The 14511-nt window shown below is 73.1% G+C and carries 14 protein-coding genes, 1 tRNA gene and 1 pseudogene; 14 read left to right on the plus strand and 2 right to left on the minus strand.

Annotated features, from left to right (window positions below; all coding sequences use genetic code 11):
* Positions 1-76: 76 nt before the first annotated feature.
* From PKA89_RS06705 to PKA89_RS06740, 8 genes and pseudogenes are all read left to right on the plus strand, one after another.
* A complete protein-coding gene (locus tag PKA89_RS06705; protein ID WP_324417851.1) occupies positions 77-223 on the plus strand; it encodes a hypothetical protein in 147 nt (48 codons plus the stop codon).
* Complete coding sequence (locus PKA89_RS06710) at positions 220-1674, plus strand: glycosyltransferase family 2 protein (protein WP_324417854.1); 1455 nt, start codon at positions 220-222, stop codon at positions 1672-1674. The genes PKA89_RS06705 and PKA89_RS06710 overlap by 4 nt, the downstream gene beginning before the upstream one ends.
* A complete protein-coding gene (locus tag PKA89_RS06715; protein WP_324417856.1) occupies positions 1671-1892 on the plus strand; it encodes a hypothetical protein in 222 nt (73 codons plus the stop codon). The genes PKA89_RS06710 and PKA89_RS06715 overlap by 4 nt, the downstream gene beginning before the upstream one ends.
* Before the next feature lie 320 nt (positions 1893-2212).
* A pseudogene (locus tag PKA89_RS06720) lies at positions 2213-4012 on the plus strand (phosphoenolpyruvate carboxykinase (GTP)).
* Between the two features lie 81 nt (positions 4013-4093).
* A complete protein-coding gene (locus PKA89_RS06725) occupies positions 4094-5122 on the plus strand; it encodes a chorismate-binding protein (RefSeq protein ID WP_324417858.1) in 1029 nt (342 codons plus the stop codon).
* Positions 5123-5125: 3 nt separating this feature from the next.
* A complete protein-coding gene (locus PKA89_RS06730) occupies positions 5126-5968 on the plus strand; it encodes an aminotransferase class IV (RefSeq protein WP_324417860.1) in 843 nt (280 codons plus the stop codon).
* Positions 5965-6408 (plus strand): TIGR02611 family protein, encoded by a 444-nt coding sequence (locus PKA89_RS06735; protein WP_324417862.1) that lies wholly within the window; start codon positions 5965-5967, stop codon positions 6406-6408. The genes PKA89_RS06730 and PKA89_RS06735 overlap by 4 nt, the downstream gene beginning before the upstream one ends.
* Before the next feature lie 77 nt (positions 6409-6485).
* Positions 6486-6559, plus strand: a tRNA-Val gene (locus PKA89_RS06740).
* A 45-nt stretch (positions 6560-6604) separates the two neighbouring features.
* On the opposite strand, the gene PKA89_RS06745 is transcribed toward PKA89_RS06740, so the two are convergent.
* A complete protein-coding gene (locus PKA89_RS06745) occupies positions 6605-7132 on the minus strand; it encodes a DUF4287 domain-containing protein (RefSeq protein WP_324417864.1) in 528 nt (175 codons plus the stop codon).
* Positions 7133-7252: 120 nt separating this feature from the next.
* Between PKA89_RS06745 and PKA89_RS06750 the strand changes: the two genes are divergently transcribed.
* From PKA89_RS06750 to PKA89_RS06760, 3 genes are read left to right on the plus strand one after another with little or no spacing between them, the layout of a single operon-like run.
* Positions 7253-7597 carry a hypothetical protein gene (locus PKA89_RS06750; RefSeq protein ID WP_324417866.1) on the plus strand — a complete coding sequence of 115 codons (345 nt, stop codon included), beginning with the start codon at positions 7253-7255 and terminating at the stop codon, positions 7595-7597.
* On the plus strand, positions 7594-8976 hold the full coding sequence (locus PKA89_RS06755) for an FAD-binding oxidoreductase (protein ID WP_324417868.1): 1383 nt from the start codon (positions 7594-7596) through the stop codon (positions 8974-8976). The genes PKA89_RS06750 and PKA89_RS06755 overlap by 4 nt, the downstream gene beginning before the upstream one ends.
* Before the next feature lie 18 nt (positions 8977-8994).
* Positions 8995-10254 carry a class I SAM-dependent methyltransferase gene (locus tag PKA89_RS06760; RefSeq protein ID WP_324417870.1) on the plus strand — a complete coding sequence of 420 codons (1260 nt, stop codon included), beginning with the start codon at positions 8995-8997 and terminating at the stop codon, positions 10252-10254.
* A 12-nt stretch (positions 10255-10266) separates the two neighbouring features.
* Here the strand turns inward: PKA89_RS06760 and PKA89_RS06765 are convergent, their stop codons facing one another.
* Entirely contained in the window at positions 10267-10914 is a 648-nt protein-coding gene (locus tag PKA89_RS06765) for a TetR/AcrR family transcriptional regulator (protein ID WP_324417872.1), read from the minus strand.
* A 104-nt stretch (positions 10915-11018) separates the two neighbouring features.
* On the opposite strand from PKA89_RS06765, the gene PKA89_RS06770 reads away from it, so the two are divergent.
* The 3 genes from PKA89_RS06770 to PKA89_RS06780 are packed head-to-tail and all read left to right on the plus strand — an operon-like array spanning position 11019 to position 14510.
* Positions 11019-12302, plus strand: a complete 1284-nt coding sequence (locus PKA89_RS06770; RefSeq protein ID WP_324417874.1) for an acetyl-CoA C-acetyltransferase — start codon at positions 11019-11021, stop codon at positions 12300-12302.
* 1 nt (position 12303) lies between these two features.
* A complete protein-coding gene (locus PKA89_RS06775) occupies positions 12304-13656 on the plus strand; it encodes a 3-oxoacyl-ACP reductase (protein WP_324417876.1) in 1353 nt (450 codons plus the stop codon).
* Between the two features lie 2 nt (positions 13657-13658).
* Positions 13659-14510: a MaoC/PaaZ C-terminal domain-containing protein gene (locus PKA89_RS06780; RefSeq protein WP_324417877.1), complete on the plus strand. Its 852-nt coding sequence runs from the start codon at positions 13659-13661 to the stop codon at positions 14508-14510.
* Position 14511: the final 1 nt, after the last annotated feature.

Genomic DNA, 14511 nt, shown 5'->3' on the forward strand with positions numbered 1-14511 from the left:
CGGCCCCGACCTGCGGATCCGCCGACCGTGGTGGATGATCGAACCGCCTCATCCCCTGCTCACGAGGGTTCCCTGCATGCTCGTGCGGTTCCTGTCCTTCGGCCTCGCCCATGCCGCGGCCACGCTCCTCGCACGGAGCCGACGTGAGGTGCTGGTCATCGGTGCGGCGACGGGGGTCGTCGGGACCCTCGGGACCGCACTGGCCGGGAGTGAGGACCGGTGAGCGGTTCGCGACACCGACTGCAGCGAGGCACGGGGATCTTCGTGGTCCTCATGGCCGCGGCGGCCGGCGGCATGCTCTGGTTCGCCCTGACCCTGACCGGCCCCGCGACGAGGACCCCACCCGCCGAGGGCGTGCTCTTCGGGGTCTGGCAGGTCCTGTACGACACCCAGGCACCCTCGACGCAGCTGCTCGTCGCGGCCGTGGCCATCGCCCTCCTCCTCGCCGCCGGCGTGGCGCTGGTGGAGAGCCGGATCGCCACCCGGTACCGGCGCTCCGACGACGCGGGCGGGACGCCACTCGCGGCGAAGCCGGTCATGGCGCGCACCGCCGGCGTCCACCACGGGCCGGTCACGGTGACCGTCCTCATCCCGGCGCACGACGAGGAGGACCGGATCGCCGCGACGCTCGCCTCGCTGCAGGAGCAGACGAGACCTCCGGACCGGGTCGTCGTCGTCGCCGACAACTGCACCGACCGGACCGAGGAGCTCGCCCGGGCCGCCGGCGTCGAGGTGTTCCGCACCGTCGACAACACCCACAAGAAGGCCGGCGGACTCAACCAGGCGCTGGCCGTGCTGCTGCCGGAGCTGGGCGAGAACGACACGGTGATGGTCATGGATGCCGACACCGTCATCGGGCGCGAGTACCTCGCGACGGCCGAGAGCCGGATGACCGACGACCGGGCGCTCATGGCCATCGGCGGCCTGTTCACCGGCGAACCGGGGCACGGCGTGCTCGGGCAGTTCCAGCGCAACGAATACATCCGCTACGACAGGGACATCCGACGCCGTCGGGGCCGGCTCTTCGTGCTCACCGGAACGGCGTCGATCTTCCGGTCGCGGGCGCTGGCCGAGGTCGCCGCCCAACGGGGGAGGCTGCTCCCGGGCGTCCCCGGCGACGTGTACGACACGGTCGCGCTCACGGAGGACAACGAGCTGACCCTCGCCCTGAAGTCGCTCGGCGCGTTGATGACCTCTCCCGCGCAGTGCACCGTGGTCACCGAGGTGATGCCCACCTGGCGCGCCATCTGGCACCAGAGGCTGCGGTGGCAGCGCGGGGCGCTGGAGAACCTCGGGGCCTACGGCATCACCCCGCAGACATGGCGGTACTGGGTGCAGCAGTTCGGCATCGGCTACGGCGCTGTCGCGCTCCTCAGCTACTACGCCGCCGTCTTCACCATGGCGATGTCCCTCGACCGGTGGGTCTGGTTCCCGTTCTGGCTGGGCATCGGCGCCGTGTTCATGGTCGAGCGGGTCGTGAGCGCCTGGCGCGGGGGGTGGGCCGCGAGGGTCCTCGCCGCGACCCTCCTTCCCGAGCTCGCCTACGCCACGTTCCTCAACGTCGTGTTCCTCAAGGGTGTGTTCGACATCCTCCTGGGCCGACAGGCCCAGTGGTCGCACATCTCCCGTTCCGCCGACGGCAAGGTCGTCGTCAAGGGTGGTGGTCAGGGATGAGCGCGGGGATCCTGTTCCCCGAGAGCACGATCTTCAGCACGTGGTTCAGCGTCCTGAGCGTCTTCGTGGCCATCAACACGGTCATCTACGTGGCCCTCGCGGTGGCGAAGATCCTGCCCAGGGTCTACCCGCGGGAGTGGGTACCCCGCCGCTACACCAGGGGACAGACGCGGAGCATCCACCCCGACGCGGACGATCCCGGACCACGAGGCTCCTGACGGTCCGGTCATGGCCATCGCGGTGGCGGACGGGCTGACAACGTTGTCCCACAGGCAAAATCGTTTACATCACACGTAACCGGTGAGTAGCTGTGACAAGTCTCTCCGTTCGCGCCGCAGGGTGACGAAGGTCTCCCGGGTCGAAGCGCTTCCACCGTGGACCCCCCGGCCGCGCGTACGGTGCAATGGCTGTCTCGCAGGGCGGGACGCACGTGGCCGTGCGCCCGCCCTCGGGTTGACCTGCGTGACGACCGAAAAGGGTGAGCATTGTGGCCGACCTGGAGAAGTCCCTGGATGATGCGGGGCTGACCAACAGCAGCGTGCGGGAGTACGTCCGGTACTGGGCGGACTTCCTGGGCGCCCAGCGCATCGAGGTGGTGTCCGCGTCCGACGACGCCCGCCTCATCCGGGAGTCCCTCGACGCGGGGGAGATCCAGCCGGCCGGCGAAGGCCTGTACTACTCGCGCAGCTATGCCAAGGACACCGCGCGCTCGGAGGAGCGCACGATCGTCGCGACGAGCCGCCCGGAGGACGAGGGCGTCTACAACAACTGGCGGCACAGCGACGAGATCCGCCCGGTGGTCGAGGGCCACATGAAGGGCGCCATGGCGGGCAAGACGATGTACGTCATCCCCTACCTCATGGCCCCGCCCGGCAGCCCGCTCGAGCGGTTCGCCGCGGGTGTCGAGATCACCGACAACCGCACCGTGTGCCTCCACATGATCCGGATGGCGCGGGTCGGGGTGAACCACATCAACGAGCTCGCCGACCAGGACATGTTCGTGCGCGCGGTGCACGTCACCGGCGACCTGCCGAACCTCGGCCAGGGCACCCCGGACGACAAGCGCTACTTCGTGACGGTCGCCGACGAGCGGACCATCCTGCACTTCGGCTCCAGCTACGGCGGCAACGCCCTGCTCGGCAAGATCGCGCACGGCCTGCGCCAGGCCGCCTACGACGGCTGGGCCTCGGGGGAGTTCCTCGGCGAGCAGTTCATGCTCCTCGGCATCACCGACAAGGAGACCGGCGAGACCCACCACGTCTGCGGCGGCTTCCCGAGCGCGTCCGGCAAGACCAACCTCGCGATGACGCTCGCCCCCGACGCCCTCGGCGACCGCTACCACGTCTCCTTCTACGGCGACGACATCGCGTGGCTGTGGGTCGGCGAGGACGGCAACCTGTACGGGCTCAACCCGGAGAACGGCGTCTTCGGCGTCGCCAAGGACACCAACGAGAAGACCAACCCGACCGCCCTGGACTCCATCGCGCCGGGGACGCAGGCACTGTTCACCAACGTCGCCTACAACGAGGACACCCACGAGGTGTGGTGGGAGGGCAAGACCCCGCACCACCCGCAGGACGCCACCGGCTGGCGGGACTGGAAGGGCGAGCTGATCGCCGAGCGCAACCCCGACGAGGCCGGCGACCCGTGGGCGCACCCGAACAGCCGGTTCACGACGACCCTGGCCAACGTCCCCAACGTCGCGCCCGACTTCGAGGACCCGAAGGGCGTCAAGATCGACGCGATCATCTTCGGTGGTCGCACCCGCGACCGCTAGCCGCTCGTGCGGGCCATCACCGACCTCGCGGAGGGCGTCTACGACGGGCTGACCCTCGGCGCCGAGGCGACCTTCGCGGCGGAGGGCGTCGACGGCAAGCTGCGCTACGACCCCATGTCGATGCGGCCGTTCATGTCCTACCCCGAGGGCCCCTACGCAGCGCACTGGCTCAAGATCGTCGGCGCCGCGAAGGACCAGCCGATCTTCGCCCACGTCAACTGGTTCCAGCGCGACGCCGAGGACGGCCACTTCCTCTGGCCCGGCTACCGCGAGAACCTGCGTGCGCTGCTCTGGCTCGTCCAGCTGAAGAAGGGCGAGGTCACCGGTCGGCGCACGGCGGTCGGCATCCTCCCGCGCGAGGAGGAGCTCGACCTCTCCGGGCTCGACCTCGACGAGGGCGACCTCGAGACCATCCTCACCGTCGACGTCGAGCGCTGGCGCGAGGAGATCGGGCACCGCGAGGAGCACCTCAACCAGTTCGCGAACCTCCCCGAGGAGATCTGGGAGGCCCACCGCCGGGTCGCCGCCGCCCTCGAGGCCGAGGCCACCGTCACCGCCTGACCCGCGCGCCTCGAGGCCCGGTCCCCGCAGCACGCCGCGCGGGGCCCGGGCCTCGTGCGCGTCGGTCCTACGATGCTCGGCGTGGCGGTCGCTCGGTTCGGGAACCTCGAGGCGCACGGCGTCGAGGCCGTGGCCCACGACCCCGAGGCGCTGACCGGTGGCTTCTGGGTCGTCGTCGTCACCTTCGAGGGTGGGCTCACGGCGGTCCGGATGCGTGAGGTGCGCCGGCGCCCGCCGCCGAGCGACCGGGGCGACGGCTGGCCGAGGCTCGACGGTCCGTGGTCGAGCAGCCTCGAGCGCGGCGCCTACGTCGCCGGTGTGGAGGAGGTCCGCGAGCGGATCGCGGCCGGCACGGTCTACCAGGTCAACCTTTGCCGCGTCCTCGAGCACGACCTGCCCGAGGACGCGTCGCTGCTGGGGCTCGGAGAGGTCCTCGCCAGGGGCAACCCGGCACCCTTCGCCGCGACCCTCGACCTGCCCGAGGCGGGGCTCGAGGTGGCCTGCGCCTCACCCGAGCTCTACCTCGAACGACGCGGCGACCGGCTGCTGTCCGGACCGATCAAGGGGACCGCGACGAACCGGGACACCCTGCTGCCCAAGGACTGGTCCGAGAACGTCATGATCGTCGACCTCGTCCGCAACGACCTCGGGCACCTCTGCCTCCCGGGCAGCGTCGACGTCGAGGCCCTCTGCCGGGTCGAGGAGCACCCCGGCCTGGTCCACCTCACCTCCGACGTCGCCGGGCGGATGCGCCCCGGGACGACGTGGCGCGACGTCCTCGCCGCCACCTTTCCCCCGGGGTCGGTGAGCGGCGCACCGAAGCACACCGCCCTGCAGGCCATCGCCGACCTCGAGCCGGTGCCGCGCGGCCCGTACTGCGGTGCGGTCGGCTGGGTCGACGCCGACCGGGACGAGGCCGTGCTGGCCGTCGGCATCCGCACGTTCTGGGCGGCCCGGCGCGACGACGGCCGGCGGGTGCTGCGCTTCGGCACGGGCGCCGGCATCACGTGGGGCAGCTCGGCCGCGCACGAGTGGGACGAGACCGAGCTCAAGGCGGCGCGCCTCGTCGCCCTTGCGACGGGTCGGGTCGGCGCGTCTGGGAGGCTGTGACCCATGACGGACATCCGCGTCTGGGTCGACGGTGCCCGCGTCCCGGCCGACCGCCCGGCGGTGAGCGCCGTCGACCACGGCGTCACGGTCGGCGACGGCGCCTTCGAGACGGCGAAGGTCGAGGGGGGAGCGCCGTTCGCCGTGAGCCGGCACCTGGCCCGGATGGACCGCTCGACCGACGGCCTCGGCCTCCCGAGGGCTGACCACGACCGCATCCGCGAGGGCATCGCGGCGGTGCTCGACGGTGACCCGATCGACTTCGGCCGGCTGCGGTGGACGGTCACCGGGGGGCGCGGGCCGCTCGGCTCGGACCGCCTCGACTCCGGGCTCACGTACATCGTCACCGCGGTCGCGCACGCCCGGCCGCCGGCCTCGGGGGCGGTCGTCACCGTGCCCTGGGTGCGCAACGAGCGCTCCGCGACCGCCGGTCTCAAGACGACGTCGTACGCGGAGAACGTCGTCGCGCTGGCGCGCGCCCAGGAGCAGGGGGCGGTCGAGGCGCTGTTCGCCAACACCCGGGGCGAGCTGTGCGAGGCGACCGGCAGCAACGTCTTCGTCGTCACCGGCGGGGTGGTGCGTACGCCGCCCCTGGAGAGCGGGTGCCTCGCCGGCATCTCGCGTGGCCTCGTCCTCGAGTGGTGCCGGGCCGACGGCGTCGAGGTCGTCGAGGAGGCGATGCCGGTGGGCGTCCTCGAGGAGGCCGACGAGGTGTTCCTCACCTCGTCGATCAAGGACGTCCTCCCGGTCTCGGCCGTCGACGGGCGCGGGCTGCCGGACCCCGGGCCGGTGACCCGGCGGGTCATGGGCGTCTGGGCGGCGCACTCGACGCGGACGGTGGACCCGTGACCGACGCCGAGACCCGGCGGCCCTTCTTCCGCACGGCCGACGACCACGACGAGTGGGAGTGGCGCCGCCGGCTGCGGGCCAACCCCACGACCCGCCCGGTCCTGCGCTCGGTCGTCGCGGTCCTGGGTCTCGTGCTGGTGCTCGGCGGCCTCGCGCTCGTCCCGCTGCCCGGGCCGGGCTGGCTCATCGTCATCATCGGGCTCGCCGTGTGGGCCTCGGAGATCGAGCCCGCGTCCGACCTCCTCGAGTGGGTCAAGAGACAGGTCCGGCGCTGGGAGGAGTGGGTCAGGGCGCAGTCGCACGTGGTCAAGGCGCTCGTCGGGCTCGGGACGTTCCTGTTCGTCGCCGGCGTGCTCTGGGTGACGCTGCGGCTCACCGGCGTCCCGGGCTTCCTCCCGGACGCCCTCGAGGGGTGGCTGCAGGACACCGCCGGGCTCTGACGCGGCGCCCGCCCCGCGGGTCCCACCCCGATTTCCGCCCGCTCGGGCCGGCGGGTATCCTCGGCAGGCCGCGGCACGGATGTGTAGCTCAGTTGGTTAGAGCGTTCGCTTCACACGCGAGAGGTCAGGGGTTCGAGTCCCTTCACATCCACGGAAGGCCCCCGGGAGCGTCAGCGACCGGGGGCTTCGTGGTGTGTCAGTTGCGCTCGTAGGCCGTGCGCAGCCAGCCGGCGAGCTCGTCGTCGACCTCGTCGACGGAGCGCACGTCGACGGTGTGCGAGCACATCCCGCGCGCTGCCCGGAGCCGGTCGGTGGTCGGGTGGTCGCGCAGCTGGAGCCCCAGTCCGACCCGTGCCGCGCTGGGCGCCTCGACGACCGCGAACTGCGTCGAGCGACGCAGCGAGACCGCTGTCTTCTTCGGGGCCACCTCGACGTCGTCGCCGAGCTCGCGGGCGAGGGCGAGGAGCCGGTCGAGCACCGGGCGCAGCGCAGCCTTGGCGCCGGCGTACTGGGCGTCGACCAGAGCGTCGCCGGTGGGCGGTGCGTCCCCGGACCGGACGGCCAGCGCGATGCCGTTCGCGAAGCCGTGGCTCACACCGTGCTCCTCCTTGAGCCAGGCCACGATCTCGCCGTGCTTCTGGAGACCGCTGTGGGACACGAGCTCGACCCACTCGTGCATGGGGCGGCCGGTCCTGGCCTCGAGGTTGCGGAAGGGGTCGTCCATGGCCGTCATGGTGGCCCGTGGACGGGGCCGGGCGCCAGACCCCGGCCGGGGATGCCCGGAGCCGGGACGCGGGGGACCGATGGTCCACCGTGTCGGCCGGCAGGTGTATTGATAGACCTCATGACCATCTCGGTGCGGAGCATCCACACCTTCCCGGAGCGGGGCCACGACGGCGTCACCCACGACACCGCCGAGGTGGGGGTCGACGGCCTCGTCGGCGACCGGCCGAAGAAGGCGGCGGTGTCGGTCGTCGGCCACGACTCGCCGCACACCCGCGCCAACCTCGTCCTCGACGTGCCCACCGCGCAGGTCGAGTCCCTCGCGGGGCGGGTCGTGCGCGTGGGCGGGGTGCTCCTCGCCGTCGAGAGCACCGGCAACGCGTGCTCCGGTCTCTACGCCGCCGTCGGCCAGCCCGGCACGGTCCACGTCGGCGACGCCGTCGAGACCGTGGAGGAGGGCGCGTGACGGCCCTGGCCGGGCGCCTGCACGACGCCGGCGTGCAGCGGCTCCTCGACAGCTACCGCGCCATCCCGCCGGGCTCCCCGGTGCGGCTGGCCAAACGGACGAGCAACCTGTTCCGTGGCCGGACGCCCACGGACGCACCGGGACTCGACACGAGCGGCCTCACCGGCGTCGTCTCCGTCGACCCCGCGGAGCGGACCGCCGACGTCCAGGGGATGTGCACCTACGAGGACCTCGTGGACGCCACGCTGCCGCACGGGCTCACGCCTCTCGTCGTGCCGCAGCTGCGCACCATCACGCTCGGCGGGGCGGTCACGGGGCTGGGCATCGAGTCGGCGTCATGGCGCAACGGCCTGCCGCACGAGTCGGTCCTCGAGATGGACGTCCTGACCGGCAGCGGCGAGGTGGTCACCTGCGACCCCACCGACCGCCATCCCGACCTCTTCCGGGGGTTCCCGAACTCCTACGGCACGCTCGGCTACGCCACCCGGCTGCGGATCGAGCTCGAGCCGGTCGGGAGGACGGTGAGCCTGCGGCACGTCCGCTTCCACGACCTCGACGCCCTCGTCGCGGCGGTCGGCGGCATCATGGACACCGGCGAGCACGAGGGGGAGCCGGTCGACTACCTCGACGGCGTCGTCTTCACCGCCGACGAGTCCTACCTCGTCCTGGGCCGTCGCTCCGACGAGTCCGGGCCGACGAGCGACTACACCGGGCAGGGCATCTTCTACCGGTCGATCCAGCACGATGGTCCGCGCCCGACCCGCGACACCCTGAGCACCCTCGACTACCTGTGGCGCTGGGACACCGACTGGTTCTGGTGCAGCCGCGCGTTCGGGGCGCAGAACCCGCTCGTGCGCCGGGTCTGGCCGCGGCGCTGGCTGCGCTCGAGCGTGTACTGGAAGCTCATCGCCCTCGACCGGCGCTTCGACGTCGCCGACCGGCTCGAGGCGCGCAAGGGCCGGCCCCCGCGCGAGCGGGTCGTCCAGGACGTCGAGATCCCCCTCTCCGCCACCGCCGACTTCCTCCGCTGGTTCCTTCGCGAGGTGCCCATCGAACCGATCTGGCTGTGCCCGTTGAGCCTTCGTGACGAGGAGTCGTGGACCCTCTACCCCCTCGAGCCGGGGGAGCGGTACGTCAACGTGGGCTTCTGGTCCACCGTGCCGGTCGACCCCTCGGCCCCCGCCGGGGCCACGAACCGCCGCATCGAGGACGCCGTGAGCGAGCGCGGCGGCCACAAGTCCTTGTACTCGGAGGCCTTCTACGACGAGGAGACCTTCTGGCGCCACTACGGCGGCGCGCACTACCCGGCGCTCAAGGAGCGCTACGACCCGGACCACCGGCTGCCCGACCTCTACGCGAAGGCCGTGCGCGGTGCCTGACCACACCAGGAGGAGAGCGTGAGCATCGCCCAGATCGTCGAGTCCGTCGTCGACGGACCCCTGCCCTTGCGGGTCGAGGCCTACGACGGCTCCGCCGCCGGCCCCGACGCCTCGCCGGTGCGGCTGCGGATCGAGAACCAGCGCGGGGTGTCCTACCTCGCGACCGCCCCCGGCGACCTCGGGATGGCCCGGGCGTACGTCGTCGGGGACCTCACCGTGCAGGGCGTCCACCCGGGCGACCCCTACGAGCTGCTGACGACGATGGCGTCGCTGCGCTACCGCCGGCCGGGACGCGAGCAGGTGCTCGAGCTGTCGCGGATGCTCGGTCTCAGGGGCTTCACCCCGCCGCCCCCGCCGCCGCAGGAGTCGCTGCCGCGGTGGCGTCGGCTCGCCGAGGGGCTGCGGCACTCCAGCACCCGCGACGCCGAGGCGATCCACCACCACTACGACGTCTCGAACCGCTTCTACGAGATGGTCCTCGGACCCTCGATGACCTACACCTGCGCCTGCTACCCGAGCGCCGACGCCACCCTCGAGGAGGCGCAGGAGAACAAGTACCGCCTCGTGTTCGACAAGCTCGCGCTGAAGCCCGGTGACCGGCTCCTCGACATCGGGTGCGGCTGGGGCGGCATGGTGCGCTACGCGGCGCGCCGCGGGGTCTCGGTCCTCGGCGTCACGCTCTCGCGCGAGCAGGCGCTGTGGGCCCAGAAGGCGATCGCCGAGGAGGGGCTCGCCGACCTCGCCGAGGTCCGTCACTCCGACTACCGCGCCGTCACCGAGACCGGCTTCGACGCCGTCTCCTCGATCGGCCTCACCGAGCACATCGGCGTGCGCAACTACCCGGCCTACTTCGGCTTCATCCGTGACCGGCTGCGGGTGGGCGGCCTGCTGCTCAACCACTGCATCACCCGCCCGCACAACAAGCACACCGAGACCGGGGCGTTCATCGACCGGTACGTCTTCCCGGACGGTGAGCTGACCGGCTCGGGGCGGATCATCACCGAGGCCCAGGACGTCGGGCTCGAGGTGCTGCACGAGGAGAACCTGCGCGAGCACTACGCGAAGACGCTCGCCGGGTGGTGCGCCAACCTCGTCGAGCACTGGGACGAGTGCGTGGCCGAGGTCGGTGAGGGGACCGCCCGGGTGTGGGGTCTCTACATGGCCGGTTCACGGGTCGGGTTCGAGCGCAACGAGATCCAGCTGCACCACGTCCTCGCGGCCAAGACCGACGCGACCGGTCACCACGGCCTGCCGCTGCGCCCGTGGTGGAGCGCCTGACGCCGTCCGGGGTCAGTGGGCGGGGCGCAGACCGTCCCAGGCCAGGCCGGTGAGCGCGTCGGCGAGCTCGTCGGCGGTGCGCCCGCTCGCGGCGCCGCCGTCGGCGAGCCACGCGTCCGCGGCGGCGCGGACCATCCCGACGAGCGCGACGCCCCACAGGTGGGCGGTCGCGTCGTCGACCGTCGCCGCGAGGCGGTCCCGGACGAGGGTGGCGACGTGGTCGGCGATGCGGCCGGTCATCCCCGCGGTGACGTCGCCGTCCGGCCGCTCGCCGGGTGGGACGAGCGGGGCGTTGACGATGAACCGGTAGACCTCGGGGTCGTCCTCGACGAGGTGGAGGTAGGCCGCGATGACCGCCCGGATCACGTCGCGGGCCGGGAGCGGGGCGTCGTCCGAGGTGGCCGCGGCCCGGGTGATGCCCCGGATGATCGTCCCGTCGACCCGGTCCGCGACGGCGGCGTACAGCCCGGCGCGGTCGGCGAAGTGCCGGTAGACGACGGTCTTCGAGGTGCGTGCCGCCGCGGCGACCTCGTCCATCCCGACACCGGCGCCGTGCGTCCGGATCGCCTGCACGGTCGCCTCGACCAGCTCGCGGCGGCGGGCCAGCCGGTGCTCGTCCCAGCGTGCGCTGCGGCCGTCGGGCGTCGTGGGCGCGGTCACGGACACCGACGGTAGCAGGGACCGACGGTACCTGCTACCGTCGGTATCGGATATCTGGCGCAGGCGTCCGCCCGCGCCCCGACCCACACGCAGGAGCCAGACCGGTGCCCACCACCCGCCGCGCCGCCGTCCTCGGCGGCAACCGGATCCCGTTCGCCCGCCAGTTCGGCCCGTACGCCGAGGCCTCCAACCAGGACATGCTCACCGCGGCCCTCGAGGGCCTCGTCGCCCGGCACGGCCTGGCCGGAGAGCGCGTCGGCGAGGTCGTCGCGGGCGCCGTCATCAAGCACAGTCGCGACTTCAACCTCACCCGTGAGGCGGTCCTCGGCTCCAGCCTCGCCGCCGACACCCCCGCGTACGACATCCAGCAGGCCTGTGGCACGGGCCTCGAGGCGACCATCCTCGTGGCGAACAAGATCGCCCTGGGCCAGGCCGAGTCCGCGATCGCCGGGGGCGTGGACTCGGCGTCCGACGCGCCGATCGTCGTCCCCGAGAGGCTGCGGCGGAAGCTGCTGCGCCTCAACCGGGCCAAGACGCCGGCCGAGCGGGCGAAGGCGGCGGCCGCCCTGCGCCCGACCGACCTCGGCATCCAGGTCCCGGCCGCGACCGAGCCGCGCACCGGCATGTCGATGGGCGAGCACATGGCCATCACGGCGGCCCGCTGGGGCGTCACCCGCGAGGCCCAGGACGAGCTCGCCCTCGCCTCGCACCAGAAGCTCGCCGCCGCCTACGAGCGCGGCTTCTTCGACGACCTGCTGACCCCCTACCTCGGGCAGACCCGCGACCAGAACCTGCGGCCCGACACCACCCTCGAGAAGCTCGGCTCGCTGCGCACGGCGTTCGGGACCGGGCCGGACGCCACGATGACGGCCGGCAACTCCACGCCGCTCTCCGACGGCGCCTCGACGGTCCTGCTCGGCTCCGAGGAGTGGGCCGCCGCGCACGGGCTGAAGCCCCTGGCCTTCGTCGTCGACGGCGAGACCGCCGCCGTGGACTACCTCGGGGGCGAGGAGGGCCTGCTCATGGCCCCCGCCTACGCCGTCCCCCGGATGCTCGCCCGGCAGGGCCTGAGCCTCCAGGACTTCGACCTCTACGAGATCCACGAGGCGTTCGCCGCCACGGTCCTCTCGACGATGGCCGCGTGGGAGGACGAGGAGTTCTGCTGCGAGCGCCTCGGCCTCGACGCGCCGCTCGGCGGCATCGACCGCGCGAAGCTCAACGTCACCGGGTCGTCGCTCGCCGCCGGGCACCCGTTCGCCGCCACCGGCGGTCGCATCGTCGCCACCCTCGCGAAACTGCTGCACGAGAAGGGTTCCGGCGCGCGCGGGCTCATCTCGATCTGCGCGGCCGGCGGGCAGGGCGTCGTGGCGATCCTCGAGGCGGCCTGAGATGCCGCGCTCCGACGGCTACACCTCGTTCGTCAACAGCGGGGTCGGGAAGAAGGTCGCGTCCGCCCTGGGCCTGCCCCAGCCGGTGCCGCTGCGCCGGTACGCGCCCGGCCGGCCGCTCGTCGACGGCCCGGTGCTCGTCGGCGGGCACGCCGACACCCCCGCGGTCTCGGCCCTGCGCGACGGGCTGACCGCCGCCGGGGCCACCCTCGTCGACGCAGTGCCGGACGGTCCGCGCTTGGGCGGGGTCGTCGTCGACCTCACCGCCGCGGAGACGCCCGCCGACCTCGAGTCCCTGCGGGCCACCCTGGCGCCGGCCCTCAAGCGGCTCGGCCGCTGCGCCCGCGTCGTCGTCGTCGGCCGCGACCCCGAGCGGGCCGGTTCGGTGGCCCAGCGGGCCGCCAGGCGCGCGCTGGAGGGCATCACCCGCTCGGTCGGCAAGGAGCTGCGGGCCGGGGCGACGGCCAACCTCGTCCTCGTCGCCGACGGCCACGAGGCGTCCGCGCTCGGCACGGTGCTCTTCCTCCTGTCCGCCCGCTCGGCCTACGTCGACGGCCAGGTGGTCCGGGTCGGCGAGCGCGAGGTCCACGCGGTCCCGGTGGACGCCGAGCGTCCCCTCGCCGGCAAGGTCGCCGTCGTCACCGGCGCGGCGCGTGGGATCGGGGCCGACATCGCCCGCACGCTGCACCGGGACGGCGCCACGGTCGTGTGCGTCGACGTCCCGGCGGCCGGAGCGTCGCTCGCCGCGGTGGCCAACGAGGTCGGCGGCACGGCGCTCCAGCTCGACGTCACCGCCCTGGATGCCGGCACGCGCATCCTCGAGCACGCGACCACCCGGCACGGCGGCCTCGACGTCGTCGTCCACAACGCCGGCATCACCCGCGACAAGCTGCTCGCCAACACCGACGCCGAGCGCTGGGACTCGGTTCTGCGGGTCAACCTCCTCTCCATCCTGCAGATGAACGAGGCGCTGCTCGCCAAGGGCGGTCTGCGCGACGGCGGTCGGGTCGTCCTCGTGTCGTCGATCGCCGGCATCGCGGGCAACCGCGGCCAGAGCAACTACGCCGCGTCGAAGGCGGGCGTCATCGGCCTCGTCGACGGCTACGCGGCGGACCACGGGCTGGTGCGCCGCGGCATCACGGTCAACGCCGTCGCGCCGGGCTTCATCGAGACCGAGATGACCGCGCGCATCCCGCTGGCCACGCGCGAGGTGGGCCGGCGGCTCAACAGCCTCGCGCAGGGCGGTCTGCCCGTCGACGTCGCCGAGGCCATCGCCTTCTACGCGGCGGATGCCCAGGGCGCGGTGTCGGGCAACGTGGTCCGGGTCTGCGGCCAGAGCCTGCTGGGGGCGTGACCGTGGCCGTCGAGACCCTGTCGTCGGTGCCCGCGACGGCCCCGCTGCTGGCCCGTGCGGCCCTGACCGCCCGTGGTCGCCGGGGGAGCGAGGTGCCGGAGCGCACGCTGCGGGTCGAGGACGTGCGGGTCGACCGGGCGCGGCTCGCGGCCTACCAGCGGCTCACCGGGTACGACGTCTCCGACCTCCTGCCGCAGCCCTACCCGTGGGTGCTCGCCTTCCCGGTGCAGACCGCGCTGATGGCGCGCCCGGACTTCCCGGTGCCGTTGCCGGGGATGGTGCACCTCGAGAACCGGGTGACGACGCACCGGGCCCTCGACGCCGCGCAGCCGCTGACCCTCGAGGTCACCGCCGGTGCGCTGCAGCCGCACCGGCGCGGTCGCACCCTCGACGTGCGCCTCGAGGCCCGGGTCGACGACGAGCTGGTCTGGGAGTGCGACAGCGTCTACCTGTCCCGGGGCCGGGGCACCGAGGACGCCTCGCGCGGTGAGGCTCCGCCGGCCCTCCCGGAGGGCCCGGTGGCCGGGGTCTGGCGCCTGCCGGAGCGCCTGGGGCGCGAGTACGCCGGGGTCTCGGGCGACGTCAACCCCATCCACCTGCACCCGCTGGCCGCGCGCGCGATGGGCTTCCCGCGGCACATCGCCCACGGGATGTGGACCTACGCCCGCACCCTCGCGGCCCTGGGCCGCGGCTCGCTCGGGCCGTCGAGCAGCCGGGTGTGGTTCCCGAAGCCGGTCTTCCTGCCGAGCACCGTCGAGCTCGTCGTCGAGCGGTCGGGCCGCCACGTGCTGGCGGGGCTGCGGTCGCGGAAGGACCCGTCGACGACGCACGTCGTCGTGACACTCGACGACTGAG

Source organism: Phycicoccus sp. (genome assembly GCF_035325325.1).
In the GTDB taxonomy this organism is placed as follows: Bacteria; Actinomycetota; Actinomycetes; order Actinomycetales; family Dermatophilaceae; genus Phycicoccus.